The sequence below is a fragment of the Streptomyces sp. NPDC059906 genome (genome assembly GCF_042730645.1).
GTDB classification, from domain to species: domain Bacteria; phylum Actinomycetota; class Actinomycetes; order Streptomycetales; family Streptomycetaceae; genus Streptomyces; species Streptomyces rubrogriseus.
In genome coordinates this window covers 50,814-75,658 of sequence record NZ_JBHWKU010000004.1, presented here as the reverse complement: position 1 = coordinate 75,658, position 24,845 = coordinate 50,814, and the positions used below count along the sequence as shown (strand labels likewise).

Genomic DNA, 24,845 nt, shown 5'->3' with positions numbered 1-24,845 from the left:
GAATCGGGACCATGGAAAGCAGCAGCACCGCCTCGCAGAGCGGCAGCCGTCGCGAGGCCACCCGGCAGAAGCTCTACGAGGCGGCGGTCACCCTCATCGCCGAGCAGGGCTTCTCCGCCACCACCGTGGACGAGATCGCCGAGCGGGCCGGGGTCGCGAAGGGCACGGTCTACTACAACTTCGCCAGCAAGTCCGTCCTCTTCGAGGAGCTGCTGCGGCACGGTGTCGGCCTCCTGACCGCCTCGCTGCGGCAGGCCGCGGAACGGACCGCGCGGGAGGGCCGCGGCCGGGTCGACGCCCTGGACGCGATGATCCGCGCGGGGCTCGTCTTCATCGACCGCTACCCGGCCTTCACCCAGCTGTACGTCGCCGAGCTGTGGCGCACCAACCGGGCCTGGCAGTCCACGCTGCTGGTGGTCCGGCAGGAGGCCGTGGCGGTGGTGGAGGACGTCCTGCGCGAAGGCATGGCGAGCGGTGAGTTCAGCGAGGACATCGACGTGCCGCTGACCGCCGCCGCGCTGGTCGGCATGGTCCTGGTGGCGGCGCTGGACTGGAAGGCGTTCCAGCCGGAGCGCTCGCTCGACGACGTGCACGCCGCGCTGTCCCGGCTGCTCCAGGGACGCGTGAGCGGCCGGAGCTGAGGGGCCGGAGCCGAGGGGCCGGAGCCGAGCTGCCGGGGAGGAGCTGCCGGAGCCGACCGGCGGACGGGGGCGCACGAAGAACGCCGGTCCGTGGTGGCCGCGTCCCCCGCGGGCCGCCGTCGGACCGGCGCCTTCTCCTGCTCCCCCGTACGTCCCCTCGTCGGGACTCCCGTCACCGGTCGTCCCTCCGGGCTCCCCCGTGTCTCGCTCCCGCCGGCCACAGCCGGCGGAAGGAGCGGATCGCGGGCCCGGCTCCGTTCCGGCGCCCCGTGCCGCCGGTACCGGAGCCGTGCCCCTCTCCGTGTCTCCACTCTCTCGTTCACGCAGGTCGCGGCCCATCCGCGCGCGTACTCATCTGCCGCACTAGGTACAGCTACTCAGTCCTGCGCACCCGGCCCCACGGCGCGGCGCGGCCGACCGGTCACCCGGACGTCCGTTCCGGTGCTCAGCCCTCGCACGGGGGTGTCGGCGGCGGCGGATAAAGTCCACGGCATGGCACGGATTGCGGTGATCGGCGCCGGGATGGGCGCGATGGCGGCGGCCGCCCGGCTGGCCGTCGCGGGCCACCGGGTGGTGGTGTACGAGCGGGCCGGGACCTACGGCGGAGCACTGGGCCGGGTCGAGCGGGACGGCTTCCGCTTCGACACCGGTCCCGGCCTGCTCCCGCTGCCCGCGGTCTGGCGCGATCTGTTCGTGAAGACCGGCAAGGAGCCGCTGGAGTCCCGCGTCGAGCTGGTCCAGGTCGACCCGTCGTCCCGGCACGTGTTCGCGGACGGCACGGAGGTCTCGCTGCCGAACGCCTCGCGGGCGGGTGTCGTCGCCGCCCTGGACGCGGCGCTCGGTGCGGGCGCCGGGCGGCGCTGGGGCGACTTCCTGGTGCGGGCCCGGGAGACCTGGGACCGCACGCGCCGTCCCCTCCTGGAGGAGCCCCTGTGGCCCGACTGGCGGGTGCTGGCCGAGCGCGAGCCCTATCCGGCGGTCCCGCACAAGCGGCTGCTGCGCACCCGCCGGGCCGGCACGCTCGCCGAGATCGGCGCGTGGGAGCTGCGCGACGCCCGGCTCGCCGCCCTGCTGGAGAGCCACGCGCTCGCCCACGGTCTGGATCCCCGCACCGCCCCGGCGAACGCCGCGGTCCTGCCGTACATGGAGTACGCGTTCGGGGTCTGGTACGTGCGCGGCGGCGGTCTGCGGGAGCTGGCGCGGGCGGTGTACGAGCGGTGTCTGGCCCGCCGGGTCGAGTTCCGCTTCGGGGCCGAGGTCACCGGGATCGTCGAGAAGGACGGCCGGGTGGCCGGCGTGGAGCTGGCCGAAGGGGCCGTGGCGGAGGCCGAGTTCGTCGTCTGCGGCGTGGCGCCGGACGTGCTGGACCGCCTGTGCGGCGGAGCGCCGGTGCGCGGCGGGGACGAGGTGCCGCCGCAGCGCGGTGGGTCGAGCCGGCTGACGGTGCTGCTGGCCCTGCGCGGCAGCCGTCCGGCGGGCACGGCGCACCGCACGGTGGTGCACGCGGCGGACCGCGAGGCGGAGTTGGACCGCCTGTTCGGCGCCGCTCCCGGGATGGCCGCGCGGCCGACCGTCACCGTGCTGCGGCCCGACGACCCGGCGCTGGTCCCGGACGCGGACCACGAGGCGGTGACGCTCAGCGCGGCGGTGCCCGCCCCGGGCGGTGGGTCCGACTGGGCCACGACCGAGGCGTTCGGCCACTGGGCCGAGCAGCTGATGGAGGCCGCCGAGCGGGCCGTGCCCGGCCTGCGCGACCGCCTCCTGTGGCACGAGGTGCGCACCCCGGCCGAGGTCGCGGCGGACACCGGTGCGGCGGACGGGGCGATTCCGGTGCCGTCACTGGCGGGCGCCGACGGACGGCTGCTGCATCCGGCGAACGGCACGCGCACGGACGGCCTGTTCACCGTCGGCGGCTGGTCCCACCCCGGCGGGGGGCTGCCGCACGCGGGCATGTCGGGCGCGCTGGTCGCCGGACTCGTGGTGGAGGGGCCGGAGTTCCGCGGCTCCCAGTGAGCGGCCGGTTCCTCAGAAGCGGTACTGCTCGTCGTAGCCCTGGCCCTGACCCTGCGCCCGGCCGTCGCCCTGGTAGGGGTAGGGCTGCTGCTCGGGCGGGAGTTCGCCGCCGTAGGGGTCGTCGGTGCTGCGCTGCTGCGGCACCCACACTCCGCCGGCCGGGGTCTCGCCGCCGTAGCCGCCGGGGGCGTACTGGTCCTGCCCGTAGCCCTGGCCCTGCTGGCCGTACTGCTGCTGCCCGCCGGTCGTGTCGTAGCCGCCCGTGTCGTACGCTCCGCCGCCGTAGGTGTGGGTGCCGATGTACGGGTCGGAGTAGGCGGCGTACTGCTGCTGGGCGCCGGTGTCGTAGCCGTACTCCTGCTGCTGGCCGTAGCCGGAGTAGTCGTAGGCGTACGCCTGGTCGGCGCCCGGCGCGGTGGCCGCCTGCTGCTGGCCGGTGCCGTAACCGGCGTCGGTGTAGACGCCGTAGGAGTTGGTGTCGTCCGGCATGGGCTGCGGCGCGTAGACGGCGGTGGTCTCCGCGGCCGCGGGGTCGGCGGGGCGGGCCGGGGTGAAGACGTCGTCGCGGTCGTGGTCGTCGTGGCCGTACGAGCCGGTGTCGTCCTGGCCCGGGGCGTGGCCCTGGGCGCGCTCGTCGTAGCCGTCGTGGTGGTCCTGGCCGCCCTCGGCGGGTTCGAGCCCGGAGACCTCCAACGTCGGTTCCTGGCGGCCCCGTTCGGGGCGCCCGCGCTTGCCGACGAGGCTCGCCGGGGCGTTGACCGCCCAGCCGGCCTCGAAGCCGCGGCGGAACGACAGGGTGACGTAGGTCTGGCCGACCGCGAAGGCGGCGGCACCGACGCCGATGACGAGCACGTTCGACATCAGCACACCGGCCACGACGCCGACGAAGCCGGCGAAGGCCAGCAGTCGCCAGCGCAGCCGCGCCTTGTACTGCAGCAGCACCTCGCCGAGCAGCCACAGCGCGACGCCGCCGAACGCGATGTAGAGGACCGTCCAGCCCATGTACGCCCCTCTCCCAGTGGCCGTTACGCAGTGTGTCGCAAATACGTGCGGCCGGTCTAGGCCCGCGGTGGGTGGTGCAGGCCCAGGTTCTCGTAGATTTCCAGCGTCGCCGTGGAGTTGTTGAGCGTGATGAAGTGCAGTCCGGGCACTCCCTCGGCCAGCAGCCGCGCGCAGAACTCCGTGGCGAACTCGATGCCGATCGAGCGTACAGCCGCCGGATCGTCCTTGGCTGTGAGGATCCGCTCTTTCAGCTCCGCCGGGAACGAGGCGTTGCTGAGCTTCGGCAACCTCTCCAGCATCTTCACACTGGTCACCGGCATGACCTCCGGGATGACCGGGGTCGCGCAGCCGGCCGCGGCGACCCGGTCGCGCAGCCGGAGGTAGGAGTCGGGCTGGAAGAACATCTGGGTGACGGCGTAGTCGGCGCCGGCCCGGCACTTGTCGACGAAGTGCCTGACGTCCGTGTCCCAGTCGGCGGAGCGCGGGTGCATCTCGGGGAAGGCCGCGACGCCGACGCAGAAGTCGCCCGACTCCTTGATGAGCCTGACCAGTTCGGCCGCGTACGTCAGGCCCTCGGGGTGCGCGATCCAGTCGGCGTTCGGGTCGCCGGGCGGGTCGCCGCGCACGGCCAGCATGTTGCGGATCCCGGCGTCGGCGTACTGGCCGATGATGTTGCGCAGCTCGGCGACGGAGTGGTCGACGGCGGTGAGGTGGGCCACCGGGGTCAGCGTGGTGTCGGCGACGATCTGCTGGGTCTCGCGGACCGTGCCCGCGCGCGTGGAGCCGCCGGCGCCGTAGGTCACGGAGACGAAGTCCGGGGCCACGGCCTCGACCCGCCGCAGCGCGCTCCAGAGGTTCTTCTCGCCCTTGGGCGTCTTCGGCGCCGAGAACTCGAACGAGTACGTCGTCTTGCCGGTGGCGAGGATGTCACGCACCGTGCGGGCGCGGTCCGTCCTCGTGCTTGCGGTTCCGAGGGCCATATGGGCAGGTTAGCCAGGGTGCGGCGGCCACCCAACCGGATGCGGGACTTTTGTCCACATTGTCGAGTTGTTGTCCACCCTTTGGACACCTGCCCGCCGGAGACGCCGGCCCGCGACGACGTCGGTGACGCTGTGCGGCTACCCCTGGGCCGGTGCCTGCCGCAGCCGCTCGGCGAACTCGGCCGCCGCCGCGCCCGGGTCCTCGGCGGCGGTGATCGCGCGGACGACGACCACGCGCCGGGCGCCCGCCTCCAGCACCTCGTCCAGGTTGCCCAGGTCGATGCCGCCGATCGCGAACCAGGGGCGGTCGGTGCCCGGCGCCGCCGTGCGGCGGACCAGGTCGAGGCCGGGTGCGTGGCGGCCGGGCTTGGTGGGGGTCGGCCAGCACGGGCCGGTGCAGAAGTAGTCCACGCCCTCCTGGGACGCGGCGGCGGCGGCCTCGGACTCGGCGTGCGTGGAGCGGCCGATCAGCACGTCGTCGCCGACGATGGCGCGGGCGGCGGGCACCGGCAGGTCGCCCTGGCCGAGGTGCAGCACGTCGGCGCGGGCCGCGTGCGCGACGTCCGCGCGGTCGTTGACCGCGAGGAGCTTTCCGTGGCGGGCGCAGGCGTCGGCGAAGACCGCCAGGTGCTCCAGCTCCTCCGCCGCCTCCATTCCCTTGTCCCGCAGCTGCACGATGTCGACGCCGCCGGCGAGCACGGCGTCCAGGAACTCGGGCAGGTCGCCCTGGCTCCGGCGGGCGTCCGTGCACAGGTAGAGCCGGGCGTCGGCGAGCCGGGCGCGGGCGGCGGTCGGGGCGGTGTCGGGCATGCGGGTGTCCCCCCGGTTCTTCGGTTGCGTGGGCCCGCGACGGGCCCCGCGATGGTGGCACGGGCCCACGACGGGCCCCGCCATGGTGGCGTACGGGCACGGCGCCCGGCGTGCGCGGCCCGCACGCCGGGCGGTGTGGCGGATCGGCGATGCCGGTCAGACGGCGAGCGCCTGGGCGCGGCGCTTCACCTCCGTACCGCGATTCTCACTCAGCGCCTGGGCGGGGGTGCCGGGCAGGCTCGGGTCGGGCGTGAAGAGCCACTCCAGCATCTCCTCGGCCGTGAAGCCGTCGTCCCGCAGCAGCGTCAGGGTCCCGACCAGGCCCTTGACGACCTTGTCCTCGTCGATGAAGGCCGCGGGGATGTGCAGCGCGCGGTTCTCACCGCGGCGCACGGCGATGAGCTGGCCCTCCTTGATCAGCTGGCGTACCCGGGTCACCTCGACGCCGAGCATCTCGGCGATGTCGGGAACGGTGAGCCAGGCGGGCACGAGAGCATCGGTCTTTGCGTCAATCTCGGTCACGCCTCCAGCCTGCCACCTGGCACTGACACTCGGAAACCTGGCTACGCCGTGGCCGCCGTCGCCGCCTTCAACGGCTTCGCCGGGTCGGCCAGCAGGTCCGGGTCCATCGGCGTACCCGCCTGGATCAGGCGCCTGCCCTGTGCCAGGTCGCGGGGGCGGCCCACCGCGAGCAGGGCGATCAGCCGGCCCTCGCGCAGCCAGCAGACCGTCCACGCCGGGCTCGCGGGGTCGCCGCGCCACAGGGTGGTGTCGGCGGCGGTGTGGTGACCGGCGTACTGGACGAAGCGGCCGAACTGCTCGGACCAGAAGTAGGGCACCGGGTCGTAGGCCGCCGGGGTCTCGCCGCCCGGGGTGCCGACGATGTCGGCGGCGACCGTGCGCGGGCCCTGGAGGGCGTTGTCCCAGTGGTGCACCAGCAGCCGCTCGCCGTAGCGCGCGGAGGGGAAGGAGGCGCAGTCGCCGACCGCGTGGACGTCCGGCGCGCAGGTGCGCAGGCGGTCGTCGGCCAGGACCTCGCCGTGCGCGCCGAGGGCGATGCCGGACCCGGCGAGCCAGCCGGTGGCCGGGCGGGCGCCGATGCCGACGACGACCGCGTCGGCGGGCAGCCGGGTGCCGTCGTCGAGGACGACCCGGCCGGGCTCGCCCGGGCCGCCCGCCTCGACGCGCTCCACGCGCGCGCGGGTGCGCAGTTCGGCGCCCGCGTCGGCGTACCAGGCGGTCATCGGCGCGGCGACCTCGGCGGGCAGCGCGTCGGCCAGCGGCCGGTCGGCGGCCTCCACCACGGTCACCGCGCAGCCCGCCTCGCGCGCGGCGGTGGCGAACTCGGCGCCGATCCAGCCCGCGCCGACGACCACGACGTCGTGCTGGCGGGCGAGCACCGGGCGCAGCCGTTCCGCGTCGTCCAGGGTGCGCAGCAGGTGCACGCCGGGCACGCCCTCCGCGCCGGGGAGCCGGACCGGTTCGGCGCCGGTCGCCAGGACGAGGACGTCGTAGGGCACCGGCCCCTCGGAGGTGTCCAGGACGTGCTCCGCGGGGTGGACGCCCAGGGCCTCGCAGCCCAGCCGCAGGGTGATGCCGAGGGCCTCGAAGTCGACGTCGAAGGCGGAGCCCTCGGCGGTGCCGAGCAGGACGGCCTTGGACAGCGGGGGCCGGTCGTACGGCTGGTGCAGCTCCGCGCCGATCAGGGTCACCGGGCCGGTGAAACCCTGTTCCCGCAGGGCGACCGCGGTCTGCACGCCCGCCATCCCGGCGCCCACCACGACCACACGGCGCTCCGCGTCCGCCGCCGGCCGCCGTCCCCGTCGGTCCCGTTCGCGTTGGTCCCGTTCGCGTTGGTCCCGTTCGCGTTCCCGCGTCTGCTCGCTCACCCGATCACCATAGACACCCGGCGTTTCGCCGGTCGGTGCCCGTACGCCGTGGGCCGCCCGGCGGCGCCCCGGCCGCGGGGGCTCCCTTACGAGTGCGCCGCCCGGCGGGCTAGGGTGGCCGACGCAAGGCACTCGCGGGAGCCCGGACGCACCGGGCTGAGAGGGAGGCTGGCGGCCTCCGACCGTACGAACCTGATCCGGGTCATGCCGGCGAAGGGAGGGGCTGGACGCCCATGTCGTCTCCAACACACACGCCTGCGCACACACCTCGTACGTCCCGTACGCCCGACGTGCTCGTCGTCGGCGGCGGGATCATCGGGCTCGTCACCGCCTGGCGGGCCGCGCGGCGCGGGCTGGTCACCGCCCTCGTGGACCCCGAGCCGGGCGGCGGGGCGGCCCAGGTGGCGGCCGGGATGCTGGCCGCCGTCACGGAGCTGCACTACGGCGAGGAGACGCTGCTCGCGCTGAACCTCGCCTCGGCCCGCCGCTACCCGGAGTTCGCGGCCGAGCTGACCGAGCTGACCGGCCACGACCTCGGCCACCGGCGCTGCGGCACACTCGCCGTCGCGCTGGACGCCGACGACCGCGCCCACCTGCGCGAACTGCACGCGCTCCAGCAGCGCTCCGGCCTGGAGTCCGAGTGGCTGTCGGGGCGCGAGTGCCGACGCCTGGAGCCGATGCTCGCGCCGGGCGTGCGCGGGGGGCTCCGGGTGGACGGCGACCACCAGATCGACCCCCGCCGCCTCGCCCACGCGCTGGTGGCCGCCTGCGAAGACGCGGGCGTGGTCTTCCACCGCGTGTGGGCCGAGCGGCTCACCGTCGGGCGCGGGGACCGGGCCACGGGCGTCGTCGGCGCCGACGGCACCGCCCTGGAGGCCGGGCAGGTGGTGCTGGCCGGGGGCAGCCTGAGCGGGCGGCTCGGGGGCGTGCCGGAGGCCGTGCTGCCGCCGGTGCGGCCGGTAAAGGGGCAGGTGCTGCGGCTGGCCATGCCGCGGACGCCGGGGCCGCTGCTGAACCGGACCGTGCGCGCCGTGGTGCGCGGCAACCACGTCTACCTGGTGCCCCGGGAGAGCGGCGAGCTGGTCGTCGGCGCCACCAGCGAGGAGCTGGGCTGGGACACGACGGTCACCGCGGGCGGCGTCTACGAACTGCTGCGCGACGCGCACGAGCTGGTGCCCGGCATCACGGAGCTGCCGCTGACGGAGACCCGCGCGGGTCTGCGTCCCGGCTCCCCGGACAACGCCCCGCTGCTCGGCCCGACCGCGCTGGACGGCCTGCTGCTGGCCACCGGTCACCACCGCAACGGCGTCCTGCTCACCCCCGTCACCGGCGACGTCATGGCACACGCCCTGACCACCGGGGAGCTGCCGGAGGAGGCCCGCCCCTTCACGCCCCGGCGCTTCGACGCCGCCCCCGCACTGCCGGGAATCCCGGCCCGCTCGGAACTCTCGGAGCAGCCCGTATGAGTCACGTGACCGTCTCCGTCAACGGCGAGCCGCGCGAGGTGGCTCCCGGCACCGCCCTGGACGCGCTGGTGCGCGCGCTCACCGCGGCCCCGTCCGGAGTGGCCGCCGCCCTGAACGAGACCGTCGTCCCGCGGGCGCGGTGGTCCGCCACCGCGCTGGCCGACGGCGACCGTGTCGAGATCCTCACCGCCGTCCAAGGAGGCTGACCATGGCCGACGATCCCTTCGTCCTCGGCGGTACGACGTACGCGTCCCGCCTGATCATGGGTACGGGCGGGGCGCCCAGCCTGGACGTGCTGGAGCGCACGCTGGTGGCCTCCGGGACGGAGCTGACGACCGTCGCGATGCGGCGGGTCAACGCCTCGGTGCACGGCTCGGTGCTGTCCGTGCTGGAGCGGCTCGGCATCCGGGTGCTGCCGAACACGGCCGGCTGCTTCACCGCCGGGGAGGCGGTGCTCACCGCCCGCCTCGCGCGCGAGGCGCTCGGCACGGACCTGGTCAAGCTGGAGGTCATCGCCGACGAGCGCACCCTGCTGCCGGACCCGGTCGAGCTGCTGGACGCGGCGGAGACGCTGGTGGACGACGGGTTCACCGTGCTGCCGTACACCAACGACGACCCGGTGCTCGCGCGGAAGCTGGAGGACGTCGGGTGCGCGGCGATCATGCCGCTGGGCTCGCCGATCGGGTCCGGCCTCGGGATCCGCAACCCGCACAACTTCCAGCTGATCGTGGAGCACGCGCGCGTGCCGGTGATCCTGGACGCCGGGGCCGGTACGGCGTCGGACGTGGCGCTGGCGATGGAGCTGGGGTGCGCGGGTGTGATGCTGGCCTCGGCGGTGACGCGGGCGCAGGAGCCGGTGCTGATGGCTTCCGCCATGCGGGCGGGGGTGGAGGCGGGGCGGTTGGCCCGGCGGGCGGGGCGGATTCCGCGGCGGCACTTCGCCGAGGCGTCGTCTCCTGCGGAGGGCCTGGCGGTGCTGGATCCGGAGCGGCCCGCCTTTCAGTGAGCCTGCGCTGTACTGAGGTTTTGTCTCCCACCCGCGCACCACCCGTTTCCAGTCGGCCAAGAAGTGGCCCGACCCGTCGTGGTGCCTCGCCGTCGGCGGCGTACGGTGCGTGGGAAGCGTCACAGGTGCGCTTCAGTACCGGTCCTATTCCGTTCGGCGGCGCGGGGTGTCCGTGGTGGCTCGTACACTCACCTGCGTGGACACGACCCTTCAGGACCCTCTCGTCGGGCAGGTGCTCGACGGCCGGTACCGCGTCGAGGCGCGGATCGCGGTCGGTGGGATGGCCACGGTCTACCGGGCCGTGGACACCCGCCTGGACCGCGTGCTCGCGCTGAAGGTGATGCACCCGGCGCTCGCGACGGACGCCACCTTCGTCGAGCGGTTCATCCGCGAGGCCAAGTCGGTGGCCCGGCTCGACCACCCCAATGTCGTCCAGGTCTTCGACCAGGGGGCCGAGGGGGCGTACGTCTACCTGGCGATGGAGTACATCGCGGGCTGCACCCTGCGGGACGTGCTGCGCGAGCGCGGGGCGCTCAGGCCGCGGGCGGCGCTGGACATCCTGGAGCCGGTCCTCGCCGCGCTCGGCGCCGCGCACCGGGCGGGGTTCGTGCACCGGGACATGAAGCCGGAGAACGTGCTGATAGGTGACGACGGCCGGGTCAAGGTCGCCGACTTCGGCCTGGTCCGGGCCGTGGACACCGTGACCAGCACCACCGGCGCCGTCCTCGGCACCGTCTCCTACCTGGCGCCCGAGCAGATCGAGCACGGCACCGCCGACCCCAGGGTCGACGTGTACGCGTGCGGTGTCGTGCTGTACGAGATGCTGACCGGCGCCAAGCCGCACGACGGGGACTCCCCCGCGGCGGTGCTCTACAAGCACCTCCACGAGGACGTGCCGCCGCCGTCGGCCGCCGTGCCGGAGATGGCGTACGAGCTGGACGAGCTGGTGGCCGCGGCCACCGCGCGCAACCCGGAGATCCGGCCGCACGACGCCGTGGCGCTGCTCGCGCGGGCCCGCGAGGCGCGTGAGGCGCTGAGCGCGGCCCAGCTGGACGCGGTGCCGCCGCAGGCGCTCGCCGCGGAGCACGACAACGCCGAGGACCGCACGAGCGTGGTCCCGCGCGCGCTGACGATGCCCCGGCCGCTGCCCGTCAACGAGGACGACGAGTCCGCCGGCGCGGACGGCCGCTTCGCCTCCGACGGGGTCAACCGCACCAGCCGGCTCGCGGCTCCCCCGCCGGCCCCCTTCCCGTCCCGGCGGCTGCGGCTGCGCCGCGGGCCGCTGACGATCGTCGTGGCCGTCCTGCTGGTGCTCGGGATCGGCACGGGCGTCTGGTACATCAACTCCGGCCAGTTCACCAAGGTGCCGCCGCTGCTGTCCAAGACCGAGGCGCAGGCCCGGGACCGGCTGGACGACGCCGGTCTCGACGTCGGCAAGGTGCGGCACGCCTACAGCGACACCGTGGAGCGCGGCAAGGTCATCAGCACCGACCCCGGGGTGGGCGACCGCATCCGGAAGAACGACTCCGTGTCCCTGACGGTCTCCGACGGCCCCGACACCGTGAAGCTGCCGGACGTCACGGGCTACAAGCTGGACAAGGCCCGCACCCTGCTGGAGGACGAGGGGCTGGAGCCGGGCATGGTGACCCGGGCGTTCAGCGGCGAGGTGGCCAGGGGCTTCGTGATCTCCACCAAGCCCGGGTCGGGCACCACGGTGCGCGCGGGCTCCGCGGTCGCCCTGGTCGTCAGCAAGGGCAGCCCCATCGACGTCCCGGACGTCACCGGCGACGGCCTGGACGAGGCGCGGGCCGAGCTGGAGGGCGCCGGCCTGAAGGTGAAGGTCGCCGACGAGCGGGTGAACTCGGAGTACGACAGCGGCCAGGTGGCCCGGCAGACGCCGGAGCCGGGCGGCCGGGCCGCCGAGGGGGACACGGTGACCCTCACGGTGTCCAAGGGGCCCCGGATGATCGAGGTCCCGGACGTGGTCGGGGACAGCGTGGACGACGCCAAGGAGAAGCTCGAGGACGCGGGCTTCGAGGTGGACGAGGACCGCGGTCTGCTCGGGCTGTTCGGCGACACCGTGAAGAAGCAGTCCGTGGACGGCGGGGACACGGCTCCCGAGGGGTCGACGGTCACCATCACGATCCGCTGACCCGGCGGCCCAGCGGGGCCGAACCCATGGTCAACCGGCCGTCCGCAAAGGGCTGTTGCCCCCTCTGCTTCCCCCGCCGCGGACCGCTACTATGGCGGCTCCGCAGACGGTCGGGGCCTGCGGTGGCGGACGGGGGGAGGGCGTCTTGACGGCGGAACCGGTCGTACGGACGGCCGTCACCGACGACTGGCAGGTGAGCATCCTCGGTCCGGCCGGCAACCCGGTCGGCGGCGGGGTCATCGTCCCGCCCCGCTACGTGCTGACCTGCGCCCACGTCGTGACGTCGGCCATGGGCGGACGCTTGGAGGACGACCCGCACGCCACCGTCACGGTGACCCTCAGCAGCGGACTGAAGCTGACCGGCTCCCCCGGCGGCGGGCACCGCTACACCGGTGGGAGCCACCACGAGGACGTCTCGGTGCTCACCCTGCACGGCGACCTGGGACAGGCGGGCGGCCGGTTCCCCACCTCGCACGCCCATCTCTCCACCGGCGGCTACGCCGCCAAGCGGCCCATGCAGGTGTACGGCTATCCGCAGGGCCAGCCGCACGGGGTGTGGGCGGACTGCCTGATGGCCGGGCGGGGCGGCCCACAGTCGGCGCTGATCCAGCTGAACGACGCGCCGGACACCGGCCGCAGGGTGGCCCGCGGCTACAGCGGCTGCGGGGTCCGGGACGCCGTGACCTCCCGGGTCGCCGGGCTCGCCGTACTGCGCGACAGGTCGCCCGAGGCGGGCGTGACCTGGATGATCCCGCTGGAGCGGCTGGCCCGCGACTGGCCTCCGTTACGGGCGGCGCTGGCGCTGTCCGGCGACCGTGTCTCGCCGCTGCCCGCGCCGGGGCCGCCGGACCCGGACGACGGCCCGTTCGACGACGAGGCCATGGACGACCTCTACCGGCTGCTGCTCGACGGCCGGCTGGCGATGCCCGGTCTGGTGGCGCTGCGCGACGACGCGCTCGGGCCGGTGCGCCGCCCCTGGCAGGGCTCCCCCGAGGACATCCTCGGCATCGTGCACGACCTGCGGCACATCGCCCAGGCGGGCCGGCCGGTGCCGCCGCTGCTGACCTTCGTCGCCGCGCTGTCCCGGCGGGTCCCCGGCCCCCGCGGGCAGGAGCTGGCCCGCTGGGTGCGCGGGCGGGCGGGGCACTGCACGCCGGCGGTCGATCCCGGTCCGCTGCTCGAGCGCCGGGTGCGCCCCGGCGGAGCGGGCACCCGGTGGACGTACGCCACCTTCCGGGTCACTCCCGCGTCGCCGGGCCGGCACTACCTGCTCGACGTCTTCCGGCAGCACGAGGGCGCCCCGCGGGAGGCCGTACAGCAGTACACCGAGGCCATGCGGCTGGGGCGGATCGAGCGGCTCGTGGTGGACGAGATCATCCGGATGCGCCGGGAGAAGGCCCTCGACTCCCCCGATCTGTTCGTGGAGTTCGTCCTGCCCCGCGAGCTGCTGGGACGGCCGGTCGACGGCCTGCCGATCACGACCCCGAGCGGCGCGGAGGTGCGTCTGGGGGTCGTACACCCCGTCGCCGTGCGCAGCCTCGAGCGCCAGAACGCGTCGGAATGGGTCGACTGGGGGCATAACTGGTCCCGGAAGTGGGACAGGATGAAGGCATTGTCCGCACTCTCCGGAGAGGGCGTGGTCGCCGTGGTCCCCGCCCGGAACCAGGACGGTTCGTCCTACGAGGCCCTGTTCTCCGCCCTGTACGCGGACGACGGCCCGCTGGCCCTGGTCCTCGGGTTCCCGCCGCGGGTGCCGCGCAGGCGGGCCCCCGACGCCGAGTTCGACGCGTCGCTGGACGCGGGGGTGCCGGCCCTGGTCTGGGCGCACGACGAGCAGGACGGGCCGTCCGTCGCCGCCGACCTGCCGGACCGGTTGCGGGCCGCCGGGGCGCGCACGCTGCCCGGGGAGGTGCTGCGGGCCCGCCGCGGGGAGTGGTCGTCCCGGCCCGGTGCGGCCCGGCCGCGGGTCGGGGGCGGTCTGCGCCTGGGCTTCCTGTGGGACCCGTTCGACCGGCTGCCCCCGCACACGCCCCTGACCCCACCAGCTCCCGCTTCCGGAGGTGCCTCGTCGTGACCGAGTCCGCAGCCCCGCAGCCGCCGGCGTGGTGGATCTATCGCGGTGACGGTGTCCCGCACAACGGCATCGAACGGCTGCCCGATCCGCCGAGCTGGCGCCCGCTGCAACAGGGCATGCCGCCGCAGGACGAGCCCGTGCCACCGCAGCCCGCCGACACCCGGCGCGGGCGGGTCTTCCAGGTGGACCACGGCCTGGTCGACGCGGTCAACGCGGCCCTGCTGCTGCGCCGCCCGCTGCTGCTGACCGGGCGCCCCGGCACCGGCAAGTCCACCCTCGCGCACGCGGTCGCCTACGAGCTGGGCCTCGGCCCCGTCCTGCACTGGCCGGTGACCTCGCGCACCACGCTGCGAGACGGCCTGTACGCCTACGACGCCATCGGCCGGCTGCACGAGGCCAATCTGCGCCGAGCCGGGCTGGAGACCGGGGACGGCACCGGCGACATCGGCCGCTTCCTGCGGCTGGGTCCGCTGGGCACGGCGCTGCTGCCCCGCCGCCGGCCGCGGGTCCTGCTCGTCGACGAACTCGACAAGAGCGACATCGATCTGCCCAACGACCTGCTCACCGTGTTCGAGGAGGGCCGCTTCACCGTCGAGGAGCTGCTGCGGCTGCCGCCGGAGCAGCGCACCGTCCCGGTGCGGACGGCGGACGGGCAGAGCGCACCGGTGACGGACGGCGAGGTGGAGTGCTGGGCCTTCCCGTTCGTGGTCATCACCTCCAACGAGGAACGGGAGTTCCCCGCCGCCTTCGCCAGGCGCTGCCTGCGCTACGACATCGGGCAGCCGGGTCCCGACCGGCTGGCGGCGATCGTCGCCGCGCACCTGGGCGCCGACGCGCTGGAGGAGGCGGCGCCCCTGGTGGAGGCGTTCCTCGCGGAGCAGAGCAACGGGAGCGTCGCCGTGGACCAGTTGCTGAGCGCCATCCAGCTGGCGCGGGCCGGCGCCGACGAGGACCCGGAGCAGTGGCAGGACCTGCTGCGCACCCTGTGGCGGCACCTGGAGACGGGGCCCTGATGCCGTACGAACCTCCGGAGCGCCCCGCTCCGGACGCCCGGGAGATCGCCGAGGTCCTGTGGCTCGCGGCGCGGCTGGCGCACGCGCCCCAGGACCCGGAGCCCGCCCGGCCGACGCTGGGCACTCCCCGGCTGTCCGGGATCGCGGGCCAGCTGGAACCGGGCTCGCCGCGCCGCCGGCCGGGTGTCCGGGACCCGGCGGACCCGCCCGGCCCGGCGCCGGGCGACACCTGGTCCGAAGGCTCCGCGCCGGGCGCCGCGGAGCCCCGCCTGCACGTGCGGAGCGGCGGCGCGCCGGACGGCCGTACGGGCTCCCCCGTACCGGCGCTTCCGGTGCGCTCCCCGGGTGTGCGGCCGCTGGCCCGGACGGCGGAGCTGGCCAAGGCCCTGCGGCCGTTGCGGCGGCGGGCCGCGTCCAGCGTCCGGCACCGGCTGGACGAGGAGGCGACGGCCGACCGGGCGGCCGAGACCGACGTCTGGGAGCCGGTGCTGGTCCCGGCGGAGGAACCCTGGCTGGACTTGGTCCTCGTGGTGGACACCGGCGAGTCGATGGTGCTGTGGGACGGCGCGGTGGCCGAACTGCGCGCGGTGCTGCGCCGGGTGGGCGCCTTCCGCTCCATCGCCGTGCGCTGGCTGGAGCACCTGCCGGGCGGCTCCGTGACGGTGCGCACCACGCCGCCGCCGTGGCCGGACGGCGGCGCCCCGCGCTCCGCGCCGGGTGCGGACCGGCGGCTGCACCACTCCCCGCGCGGCGCGGTGCTGGTCCTCAGCGACGCGATCGGCCCCGGGTGGGGCTCGGGCGCGGTGCACCGGCTGCTGGCCCGCTGGGCGCGCGGCGGCCCGACGGCGCTGGTGCAGCCGCTCGACCGGCGGCTGTGGCACCGCACGGCGCTGCGGCCGCTCCCGGTCGCGCTCAAGGCCTCCCGGCCCGGCATCCCCAACGCGGACCTGCGCGCGGACGCCGGCCGGCCGGGACTGCTGGTGCCCGTGGTCGAACTCGCCCCGGCGGCCCTGCAGATGTGGGCGCGGCTGGTCGCGCGCCCGGAGTCCTCGCCGTTCCAGGGGTATGCGGTACGGGCCGACGCCGTCCCGCGCCCGGAGCCGGGGCAGGGGCAGGGCAAGGGGCCGGGGCATGGGCAGGGTCCGGGGCCGGGCGGTCCGGGGCCCGCGGTGCGCGACGAGCGGCTGTCGCCCCTCGACAAGGTGCTGGCGTTCCGCGCGGAGGCCTCGCCCCAGGCGTTCGAACTGGCCGGGTATCTCGCCGCCGCGCCGCTGTTCCTGCCGGTGATGCGCCTGGTGCAGCAGGTCATGGCGCCGCGCACGACCCCCTCGCATCTGGCGGAGGTCTTCCTGTCCGGCCTGCTGCACCCGGTGCCGGCGCAGCCCCGTCCGGCCGAACAGACCGAGTTCGACTTTCCCGAGACCGTGCGGTCGCTGCTGCTGGGTTCGCTGCACCGGCAGGAGAGCCGCCGGGTCCTGACGGCCGTGTCGGGCTATCTGGCGGAGCACTCCTCGGCGCCGTACCGCTTCGACGCCACGCTGACCGATCCCTCGCGCGGGCTGCCCTCCCGGATCAGCGTCGAGAGCCTGCCCTTCGCCAAGGTCGACGCGGCGGTCGCCGACGCCCTGGGCGGCGGCTTCGCGGCCCGCGCGCGCGAGCTGCGGGACCTCATCTCCCGGCAGCACCGGCCCGGGGGAGATGGTGACGCAAAGTCGCCATACGATGACGGTGTGACTGACACCACATCCGCCAGCGGAGCCATCGAAACGGGCGCCGGCCGCCCCCGTCCGGCCGGACCCGGCACCCGGACCGGGGGGACGTCCGGGCCGACGGGGGAACAGTCACGGCACACAGCGGGAAGGGATCCATCCGTGGCCGAGTCCGCCTCTCACCCGGTCGGCGTCAACGGCCCCCCGAAGACCGCGCCGGTGCCGACGGGCGCACTTCCGACGCTCACCCGTCCGATGCGGTTCGAGGAGACGGTGCCGCAGGTGTGGGGCCGGCGCATCCCGCCGCGCAACCACAACTTCACCGGGCGCAGCGAGCTGATCACCCAGTTGCACGACCGGCTGGCCGACCGTCGCGCGGCCATCGTGCCGCAGGCCTTCTTCGGCCTCGGCGGCGTGGGCAAGACCCAGCTGGCCGTGGAGTACATCTACCGCTACCAGTCCCAGTACCAGCTGATCTGGTGGATCAACGCCGAGGACCCGGCCCTGGTCCGCTCCGCCATCGCCGCGCTCGCACCGCACCTGGGCCTGGAGGCCGGGCCCAGCGGTGACGAGGCGCTTCCGCTCGTCCTCGACGCGCTGCGCCGGGGCTCTCCCTACCGCAGGTATCTCTTGGTCTTCGACAACGCCGACCGGCCCGAGGATCTGGAGGAGTACTTCCCCTCCGGCGAGGGACACATCCTGATCACCTCCCGCAACCAGAGCTGGGCCGGTCACGCGCACCCCGTCTCGGTGGACGTCTTCTCCCGCGAGGAGTCGGTGCGCTTCCTGCAGCGCCGGGTGCCCGGCATGCCCGCGCAGGACGCCTCCCGCCTCGCGGAGGCGCTGGGCGACCTGCCGCTCGCGGTGGAGCAGGCCGGTGCCTGGCACGCGGAGACGGCGATGTCGGTCGACGAGTACCTGGAGCTGCTGCGCGAGCACGCGGACCGGCTGCTGGACACCTCCGTGCCCTCGGGGTACCCGCACTCCGTGGTGGCGACCTGGAACCTGGCGATGGAGCGCCTGGAGCGGCGCAGTCCGGCGGCCGTGCAACTGCTGCGGCTGTGCTCCTGCATGGCGCCGGAGCCGATCAGCTGGGCCATGCTGCGCAGCGCCGCGTTCGCCCCGCTGCCCTCGCCGCTCGCCGAGGCGCTGCGCGATCCCGTCGAACTGGGCCTGGCCACCCGGGAGATCGGCCGGCTCGCCCTCGCCCGGATCGACCACCGCAGCAACAGCCTCCAGATGCACCGGCTGGTGCAGGCGGTGCTCTTCAACCAGATGTCGGAGCAGGAGCAGGAGGACACCTACCACCTGACCCATGTGCTGCTGGCCGCCGCCGACCCGCAGGAGCCGGAGGACAACGACAACTGGCGCCGCTACTCCGAGCTGCGGCCGCACATCCGGCCCACCCGGGCCGTCGAGTGCGACCACCGGGAGGTGCGGGACCTGGTCATCAACGAGATCCGCTACCTGTACCTGCACGGCGACTACACCGGCGGCACGGAACTGGCCGAATTCGCCCGCAAGGAGTGGCAGCAGCGGCTGGGCGACGACCACCCGCAGACGATGCGGACGACCCGCTCCTACGCCACGCTGATCCGCAACTTCGGCCGTTTCGACGAGGCCCGGGAGCTGAACGCCCAGCTGCTGGTGCGGGCCCGGCGGGTGTTCGGCGAGGACCACGAGGAGACGCTGGCCATCGCCAACAGCAACGCGGCGGACCTGCGGGTGCTGGGCGACTTCGAGCAGGCCACGGGGCGGGACGCCGACACCCTGGAGCGGCTGACGCGGAGCTTCGGCCGGGACTACCCGCTGGCGCTGATGTCGGCCGCCAACCACGCGCTGGACCTGCGGCTGCTCGGCCGTTTCCAGGAGGCGCTGGAGCTGGACGCGGACACCTACCAGCGGCGGGTGCGCATCTTCGGCCCCGACGACCCGGTCACCCTGGTGGTGGCGGCCAACTACGCCCGCGACCAGCGGGAGCTGGGCGACTACCGGGGCTCCACCGAGTCGCTGCGGGCGCTGTACCCGAAGCTGCGGGACCGGCAGGGCCGCGAGCACCCGTCCACCCTGGACGTGGCGAAGAACCTCGCGGTCTCGCTGCGTGCGATGGGCGCCTACGAGGAGGCGTACGACCGGTCCTCGCGGACGGTGGAGCGCTACCGGGCCCGGTACGGCGAGGGCGACCTCAACACGCTGGCGGCGGTGGGCAACTACGCCATCGACCTGCTGCTGCGGGGCGAGCTGGAGGACGCGGAGCGGCTGGCCGCGCAGACCGTGGCCGGCTACGAGCAGCTGTTCGGCGCGGACCACCCGTACCTGCCGATGACCGAGACCAACCACGCCCTGGTCCTCAGCGCGCTGGGCGAGCACGAGCGGGCGCTGTCCGTGAACCTCACGGCGTACGAGAAGCTGGCGGCCCGTTTCGGTCCCGAGCACAACTGCACGCTGCGCTGCGGCGTCAACCTCGCCAACGACCTGCACTCGGCGGGCCGCCACGAGGAGGCGGCCCAGGCCGACGGCCGGCACCTGGAGGCGCTGCGGGCCACCGTCGGGCCGGATCACCCGGTGACCCTGGTCTGCGGCGGCAACCTGGCGCACGACCTGCGCGCGCTGGGCCGGGGCGAGGAGGCCGAGGCGCTCCTCGACGACGTCCTGGCCCGTTTCGCCCGGACCCTGGGACGGGACTACCCGGTCGCCGAGGTCTTCGCCAGGGGCGAGCGCGCGTTCTGCGACATCGAGACCCCGGTCTTCTGACCGGCCTCGGCCGCACCGTCCGTCAGCCAGGCCGCCAGGGACAGCGGGTCGGGTGTGCGGGGCGGGTCCGTGCCGGGCGGTGGCGCCGTCCGTTGTGCGGTGAGCCGCAGGAGGAGGGCGTGGACGAGTTCGGTGCGGGTGCGCAGGACGTCCGCGCCGGGCCGCCCCTCCTCGGCGGCCGCGGCGGCGAGTTCCGCCCACCCCTGCGTACGGTGCGGCGCGGCGAGCACCACGTCCGCGGCCTCCCGGGCCGGACGGGCCCGTTCGGCGCCCCGCTGCCGTGCCGCCCACCGTCCGAACTCCGGCCCGGGCCCGGCCACCGCGCCGGTGGCCGCCCGTACGTCCGCCGCGGGCAGCGCTCCGGCCGGGCGGCCGGACCGCCACAGCGCGGCCAGCCGGCCGGTCCCGGCGTCGTCGGCGGCAGCCCAGCGCAGCCGCCAGACGGCCTCGTCGCCCGCCTGTACCCGGGCGACGGCCCGCGCGAGCCGCTCACCACCGCCCGCGCCCCCGCCCCGGCCTCCGTCCCCGTCCCCGTCCCCGTCCCCGTCCCCGTCCCGCACGGTCCTGGCGAGCCGGTCGAGGAAGCGGGTGCCGAGGGCGGTGAGGCGGACGTGGGCCGCCACCTCCGTCAGGCCGCGCTCGACGTGGGCCCGGGTCTGTGCCAGGCGCCAGGCCGCGTCGGCCTGTGCGGGCCCGTGCCGGCTGCCGCTGCGGTCCTGCCAGAACGCCAGGTCGCCGAGGTGGGCGTAGATGCCTTGGAGCAGTCCGCCGGGGGGCCGCGGGTCGGGCCGCCAGGGCGCGTACAGCCGGGGGCCGCCGCCGGGCTCGTACAGGGTGACCAGGTCGCTCAGGGCGCTGAGTTTGCTGTGCTGGAACTCGTGCAGCAGGGTCAGCGCCAGCCGCTCGGGGTCGGCCGGCCAGGAGGTGAGCACGGTGCCGAAGGCGTGCCGTGAGGTGGCCGAGGCCACGCCGCGCGCCGGGGCGGGCAGGGGCACGATGCCGTTCAGCCCGGCGGCGAGTTCCTCGGCCCGGCGCGGATGGTTCTCGACGAGCAGTTCCCAGGCCTGCCGCAGGAGTTCCCGCCAGGCCGCGGGACCGGCGCTGGCCGTCTCCAGCGCGGGCAGCTCCGGTGCGGCGGTCTCCAGCGGCAGCCGGAGCGTCAGCCCCCGGTGCCGGGCGTCGAGCACGGCGACGGGCTGCCAGCCGTGTCCGGGCCGGGACGGGTCGCGCGGCAGGACGCGTACCCCGGCCGCGGTCAGGACGCGTACCCGGCGGCCTCCGGCCGAGGTGCCCGGGGCTCCCTCGGGACCCGCCGCCTCGACGACGACCAGGGCCTCGCGCGCCTCGCCGAGCCCGGTGACCGTGCCGAGGCCGGGCAGGGCCAGCCGTCCCTCGCGCACCGGCACGGTGATCCGGGCCGGGTGGGCCGCGCGGACCGCGGCGAGGACCGCGAGGGCGGCGAGGTCCCGGCCGGCGCATCCGCCCCCGCGGTGCGCCGGGCAGTCGCGCAGGGTGCGGGCCGCCCAGGTGCCGAAGGCGGGGCCGTCGACCACTGACCGGGCCGCCTCGGGGTCGACGCGTTCGACGCCCGCCAGCAGGTCCGCGGCCGCTTCGGCGGCCGCGCCGCACGGTCCGTCCAGCGCGCGGCGCAGCAGCAGGAGGTTGCGGCTGCGCCGGGCGCGGAGCAGCAGGAGCACCGCGGACCGGCCGCCCTCCCCCGCGGCGAGGGCGTCGAAGACGTCGTCCGGCAGGACGCAGGGGCCGATCACGTCGGCGCCGCGGTGCGGGCGATCCGGCGTCTGATGTGCCCGATGAGCAGGAGCAGGTCGGCGCAGTACACGGTGGGCGCGCGGTAGCCGGAGCCGGGCCGGTAGCGGTGCCCGTACTCGCCGCCGCCGCACACGGACAGCTCCGGACAGCGCAGGCACTGCTCGGACAGGGCGCGCTCCCCGGCCTGCCGGGCGGCGAACCCCGGGTGCAGCAGGACCTCGTCGAAGGAGTTCCGGAAGACGTCCAGGCCGCTCTCGGAGGAGCCGTCGGGCCCGGTGCGCAGCGTGTCGTTCTGGTGGAGGGAGCCGTCGGCCTCGACGAACACGGAGACGCTGCTGGTGACGCCGACCCAGTCGAGCCTGCTGTGCCCGCCGAGCACCGTGTGCAGCAGCTCGTCGAGGATCCGCACGGAGGTCTCCTTGCGCGGCGCGCCGGCCCAGCGGTCGAAGACGGCGGCCAGCCAGCGCCCGTACGCCCCGGCCGGTGCGGGTGGCGGGGCGCCCCAGTGGCCGTGCGGCAGCAGGAAGTCGATCAGCGGGGGCCTGGTCGCCAGCAGCGACTCGTAGACGGCGACCGGGTCCCCGGCCGCGTCCACGGTGCACAGCAGCCCGGCGTAGAGCTGCGGATAGGAGCCGGCGAGCAGCCGCAGTCCCGCCAGCACGTCGTCGTAGGAGCCCCGTCCGCCGCGGGTGCGGCGGTGGGCGTCGTGCGCCTGCCGGTCGCCGTCCACGCTGACGCCGACCCGCACCCGGTGCTCGGCCAGCGTGTCCAGCATGCGGGTGTCGAGGAGGGTGCCGTTGGTCTGGACGGTGAACTCGGCCTCGGTGCCGGTCTCCTGGACGGTGTCGCGGACGGTGCGCACGGCCTCGGCGACGCCCTGGGGCCCGGCCAGCAGGGGTTCGCCGCCGTGCAGCACGATCCGGACCCGCCGCAGCCCGTGGTCCCGCGCGTGCTCCGCGATCCGCTCGGCCGTGCGGCGCAGGGTCGCGGGGCTCATGGCGCGGGGCTGGCGCCGCCAGGTGCGGTCGCCGTGCTCGTAGATGATGCAGTAGTCGCAGGCCAGGTTGCACCGGCTGCGGGTCTTGAGGACGAACTGGCGCAGCGGGACCGGCCGCCAGCCCTCGTCCAGGAGTGCCGCGACGTCGACCGCGGGTCGGTCAGGCACTCGCCTGCCAGCTGGTGTATTCGTCGTCATGGGACTGAGCGGCCTCCGTCTGCAGCCGCTCCAGGGCCACCGCGAGTACGGAACCGGGAAGCGCGCGCAGTTCGTCGACGGTGCATTCGGCGATGTCGGGCAGTGCGCACTCGACCCCCGTGGTCTCTTCCACGCCTCGGCCCCCTCCTGCGTCCGGGACGTCTGGCATCCGGCCCCGCGCCGCGGCACACCGCCGCCAGTGCATGGTAGGCGGATCCGGGTGCGGTGCGGGAGAGGGCCTCACTCCCCCGCGGCCGGATCCGGACACCCGGTCCCCCGGGCATGGCGCTGCCTAGCTTTCCCACACGGCACGCACGATCAGGTGGGCCTCTCCCGTCGCTTTGGCCACGACGGCACCGGCTTCCCCGCTCAGCTTCACCCCGAACTCCAGTTCCAGCCGTTTCGGGGCGACGTCGAGGGACGTCATGCGGGTGTGCGCCTCGGCGGCCATGCGCCGGATGCCGTCGAGGGCGTCGCCGAGGCCCTCCTGGGCCCGCCGCACGACCGTGCTCCCGTTGACCGAGATCTCCTGCAGTCCGTAGACGTCCTCGTCGACCGGTTCGACCAGGACCCGGCCGCCGTCCGGCAGCGCGAAGCTGACGACGTCCCCCATGTGCACCCTCCCCTGGCTCGGCAGCGCCGGTGCGCTGGTGCGCTGGTGCGCTGGTGCAGTCGTACCCTGATCCGGGGTCCGTCCACACGTCCTGGCATCCTTGGTGCCGACATGAGCACCGCATCCCCCTCCCCCCTGCCGCGCAACCCCGTCGGCGGCCACGTCCCCGTGGCCGGCGGGCTGCACTCCGTCGGCCTGTCCTACGCCCGTGAGCTGAAGGCGGAGACCGTGCAGGTCTTCGTCGCCAACCCGCGCGGCTGGGCCACCCCGGCCGGCAACCCGAAGCAGGACGAGGCCTTCCGCGAGGCCTGCGCGGCCGGATCGGTCCCGGCGTACGTGCACGCGCCGTACCTGATCAACTTCGGCTCGCACACCGAGGCCACCGTGGAGCGGTCGGTCGAGTCGCTGCGGCACTCGCTGCGGCGCGGGCGGGCCATCGGGGCGCTCGGCGTGGTGGTGCACACCGGGAGCGCGACCGGCGGACGGGAGAGGCCGGTGGCGCTGAAGCAGGTGCGCGAGCACCTGCTGCCGCTGCTCGACGAGCTGACCCACGACGACGACCCGTACCTGCTGCTGGAGTCGACGGCGGGGCAGGGCGCCTCGCTGTGCTCGCGGACCTGGGACTTCGGGCCGTACTTCGAGGCGCTGGACGCCCATCCGAAGCTGGGCGTGTGCCTGGACACCTGCCACATCTTCGCGGCCGGCCACGACCTGAGGGGCCCTTCCGGCATGCACCGGACCCTCGACCTGCTGGTGGACACCGTCGGCGAGGGCCGGCTGCGGCTGATCCACGCCAACGACTCCAAGGACGTGGCCGGCGCGCACAAGGACCGGCACGAGAACATCGGCGCCGGTCACATCGGCGAGGACCCGTTCCGCGCGCTGATGACGCACCCGGCGACCGAGGGCGTGCCGCTGGTCATCGAGACGCCCGGCGGCAAGGAGGGGCACGCGGCGGACGTGGCCCGGCTGAAGAAGCTGCGCGACGGCTGACCCGCGGGGGCCGTACGGCGGGTCACGGCTCGGGGCCGTCCCCCGGCTCCTCCTGGTAGGAGTAGCGCTGCTCCCGCCAGGGGTCGCCGATGTTGTGGTAGCCGCGCTCCTCCCAGAAGCCGCGCCGGTCGGCGGTCATGTACTCGATGCCGCGCACCCATTTGGGGCCCTTCCAGGCGTACAGGTGCGGCACGACCAGCCGCAGCGGGAAGCCGTGCTCGGCGGTGAGCAGCTCGCCGTCCTTGTGGGTGGCGAAGAGCGTGCGCTCGGCGGCGAAGTCGGACAGCCTGAGGTTGGAGCTGAAGCCGTACTCGGCCCACACCATCACGTGGGTGACGGCGGGCGCGGGCGGGGCCAGCGACAGGATCGTGGTGGCCGGGACGCCGCCCCACTCGGCACCGAGCATGCTGAACTTCGTGACGCAGTGCAGGTCGGCGACGACCGTGGTGTAGGGCAGGGCGCCGAACTCGTCGTGGGTCCAGCCGTGCTTCTCGTCGTCGGTGGTGGCGCCGAAGACCCGGAACTCCCAGCGCTCGGGGCGGAACTTGGGAACCGGTCCGTAGTGCGTGACGGGCCAGCCGCGCTGCAGCCGCTGCCCGGGCGGGAGCTCGAACCGTGACGCTCCTTGCGAACCGTCTTCTCCCGATCCGTGTTCCACCGGCTGACCCATGCCTCCATCCTGACAGACCCGGACCGATGCCCCTGACCCACCCCACTTACATTCGAGCAAAAGCCCACAACACTCACTAAACCGACTAAGCCTGT

General features: G+C 74.9%; 20 protein-coding genes and 1 riboswitch. Of the genes, 10 read left to right on the top strand and 10 right to left on the bottom strand.

Features of this window, described 5'->3' with window-relative positions; genetic code table 11:
• Nucleotides 1–11: 11 nt before the first annotated feature.
• Both ACFV9J_RS08045 and ACFV9J_RS08040 read left to right on the top strand, forming a co-directional pair.
• Entirely contained in the window at nucleotides 12–641 is a 630-nt protein-coding gene (locus ACFV9J_RS08045) for a TetR/AcrR family transcriptional regulator (RefSeq protein WP_385351520.1), read from the top strand.
• 492 nt (nucleotides 642–1,133) lie between these two features.
• On the top strand, nucleotides 1,134–2,654 hold the full coding sequence (locus tag ACFV9J_RS08040; protein ID WP_385351518.1) for a phytoene desaturase family protein: 1,521 nt from the start codon (nucleotides 1,134–1,136) through the stop codon (nucleotides 2,652–2,654).
• A gap of 12 nt (nucleotides 2,655–2,666) precedes the next feature.
• Here ACFV9J_RS08040 and ACFV9J_RS08035 read toward each other — a convergent pair whose 3' ends face one another.
• The 5 genes from ACFV9J_RS08035 to ACFV9J_RS08015 form a co-directional block, all read right to left on the bottom strand.
• A complete protein-coding gene (locus tag ACFV9J_RS08035; protein WP_385351515.1) occupies nucleotides 2,667–3,656 on the bottom strand; it encodes a hypothetical protein in 990 nt (329 codons plus the stop codon).
• Between the two features lie 56 nt (nucleotides 3,657–3,712).
• A complete protein-coding gene (metF, locus tag ACFV9J_RS08030; RefSeq protein ID WP_385351511.1) occupies nucleotides 3,713–4,636 on the bottom strand; it encodes a methylenetetrahydrofolate reductase [NAD(P)H] in 924 nt (307 codons plus the stop codon).
• A 138-nt stretch (nucleotides 4,637–4,774) separates the two neighbouring features.
• Nucleotides 4,775–5,446: a thiamine phosphate synthase gene (gene thiE / locus ACFV9J_RS08025; protein WP_385351508.1), complete on the bottom strand. Its 672-nt coding sequence runs from the start codon at nucleotides 5,444–5,446 to the stop codon at nucleotides 4,775–4,777.
• A gap of 156 nt (nucleotides 5,447–5,602) precedes the next feature.
• Nucleotides 5,603–5,968, bottom strand: coding sequence for an Rv2175c family DNA-binding protein (locus tag ACFV9J_RS08020; protein ID WP_087809829.1), 366 nt, complete (start codon nucleotides 5,966–5,968; stop codon nucleotides 5,603–5,605).
• A gap of 41 nt (nucleotides 5,969–6,009) precedes the next feature.
• Nucleotides 6,010–7,212: an NAD(P)/FAD-dependent oxidoreductase gene (locus ACFV9J_RS08015; RefSeq protein ID WP_385352208.1), complete on the bottom strand. Its 1,203-nt coding sequence runs from the start codon at nucleotides 7,210–7,212 to the stop codon at nucleotides 6,010–6,012.
• A gap of 247 nt (nucleotides 7,213–7,459) precedes the next feature.
• A riboswitch (TPP riboswitch) is annotated at nucleotides 7,460–7,571 on the top strand.
• Between ACFV9J_RS08015 and thiO the strand changes: the two genes are divergently transcribed.
• The 7 genes from thiO to fxsT all read left to right on the top strand — a co-directional run bounded on the left by thiO (nucleotide 7,569) and on the right by fxsT (nucleotide 19,509).
• The gene (gene thiO / locus ACFV9J_RS08010) at nucleotides 7,569–8,801 is read left to right on the top strand and encodes a glycine oxidase ThiO (protein ID WP_385351505.1); all 1,233 of its coding nucleotides are present in this window, start codon (nucleotides 7,569–7,571) and stop codon (nucleotides 8,799–8,801) included. It overlaps the preceding riboswitch by 3 nt.
• A 5-nt stretch (nucleotides 8,802–8,806) precedes the next feature.
• Nucleotides 8,807–9,007, top strand: coding sequence for a sulfur carrier protein ThiS (thiS, locus tag ACFV9J_RS08005; RefSeq protein WP_385352206.1), 201 nt, complete (start codon nucleotides 8,807–8,809; stop codon nucleotides 9,005–9,007).
• Nucleotides 9,008–9,009: 2 nt separating this feature from the next.
• Complete coding sequence (locus ACFV9J_RS08000) at nucleotides 9,010–9,807, top strand: thiazole synthase (protein ID WP_385351503.1); 798 nt, start codon at nucleotides 9,010–9,012, stop codon at nucleotides 9,805–9,807.
• Between the two features lie 196 nt (nucleotides 9,808–10,003).
• Nucleotides 10,004–11,959 (top strand): Stk1 family PASTA domain-containing Ser/Thr kinase, encoded by a 1,956-nt coding sequence (pknB, locus tag ACFV9J_RS07995; RefSeq protein ID WP_385351501.1) that lies wholly within the window; start codon nucleotides 10,004–10,006, stop codon nucleotides 11,957–11,959.
• A 145-nt stretch (nucleotides 11,960–12,104) separates the two neighbouring features.
• The gene (locus tag ACFV9J_RS07990) at nucleotides 12,105–14,033 is read left to right on the top strand and encodes a hypothetical protein (RefSeq protein WP_385351497.1); all 1,929 of its coding nucleotides are present in this window, start codon (nucleotides 12,105–12,107) and stop codon (nucleotides 14,031–14,033) included.
• Nucleotides 14,030–15,046 (top strand): AAA family ATPase, encoded by a 1,017-nt coding sequence (locus ACFV9J_RS07985; protein ID WP_385351494.1) that lies wholly within the window; start codon nucleotides 14,030–14,032, stop codon nucleotides 15,044–15,046. The genes ACFV9J_RS07990 and ACFV9J_RS07985 overlap by 4 nt, the downstream gene beginning before the upstream one ends.
• Entirely contained in the window at nucleotides 15,046–19,509 is a 4,464-nt protein-coding gene (fxsT, locus tag ACFV9J_RS07980; protein ID WP_385351491.1) for an FxSxx-COOH system tetratricopeptide repeat protein, read from the top strand. The genes ACFV9J_RS07985 and fxsT overlap by 1 nt, the downstream gene beginning before the upstream one ends.
• Here the strand turns inward: fxsT and ACFV9J_RS07975 are convergent.
• The 4 genes from ACFV9J_RS07975 to ACFV9J_RS07960 form a co-directional block, all read right to left on the bottom strand.
• Entirely contained in the window at nucleotides 19,440–21,278 is a 1,839-nt protein-coding gene (locus ACFV9J_RS07975) for an aKG-HExxH-type peptide beta-hydroxylase (protein WP_385351488.1), read from the bottom strand. The two genes, fxsT and ACFV9J_RS07975, sit on opposite strands and share 70 nt — an antisense overlap.
• Nucleotides 21,275–22,444 carry an FxsB family cyclophane-forming radical SAM/SPASM peptide maturase gene (locus ACFV9J_RS07970; protein ID WP_385351485.1) on the bottom strand — a complete coding sequence of 390 codons (1,170 nt, stop codon included), beginning with the start codon at nucleotides 22,442–22,444 and terminating at the stop codon, nucleotides 21,275–21,277. The genes ACFV9J_RS07975 and ACFV9J_RS07970 overlap by 4 nt, the downstream gene beginning before the upstream one ends.
• Nucleotides 22,437–22,607, bottom strand: a complete 171-nt coding sequence (locus ACFV9J_RS07965) for a hypothetical protein (RefSeq protein ID WP_385351481.1) — start codon at nucleotides 22,605–22,607, stop codon at nucleotides 22,437–22,439. The genes ACFV9J_RS07970 and ACFV9J_RS07965 overlap by 8 nt, the downstream gene beginning before the upstream one ends.
• A gap of 159 nt (nucleotides 22,608–22,766) precedes the next feature.
• Nucleotides 22,767–23,087: a CU044_2847 family protein gene (locus ACFV9J_RS07960; protein WP_385351478.1), complete on the bottom strand. Its 321-nt coding sequence runs from the start codon at nucleotides 23,085–23,087 to the stop codon at nucleotides 22,767–22,769.
• Nucleotides 23,088–23,198: 111 nt separating this feature from the next.
• Between ACFV9J_RS07960 and ACFV9J_RS07955 the strand changes: the two genes are divergently transcribed.
• On the top strand, nucleotides 23,199–24,080 hold the full coding sequence (locus ACFV9J_RS07955; RefSeq protein ID WP_385351475.1) for a deoxyribonuclease IV: 882 nt from the start codon (nucleotides 23,199–23,201) through the stop codon (nucleotides 24,078–24,080).
• Nucleotides 24,081–24,102: 22 nt separating this feature from the next.
• Here ACFV9J_RS07955 and ACFV9J_RS07950 read toward each other — a convergent pair whose 3' ends face one another.
• Complete coding sequence (locus ACFV9J_RS07950) at nucleotides 24,103–24,750, bottom strand: sulfite oxidase-like oxidoreductase (protein ID WP_385351472.1); 648 nt, start codon at nucleotides 24,748–24,750, stop codon at nucleotides 24,103–24,105.
• Between the last annotated feature and the right edge of the window lie 95 nt (nucleotides 24,751–24,845).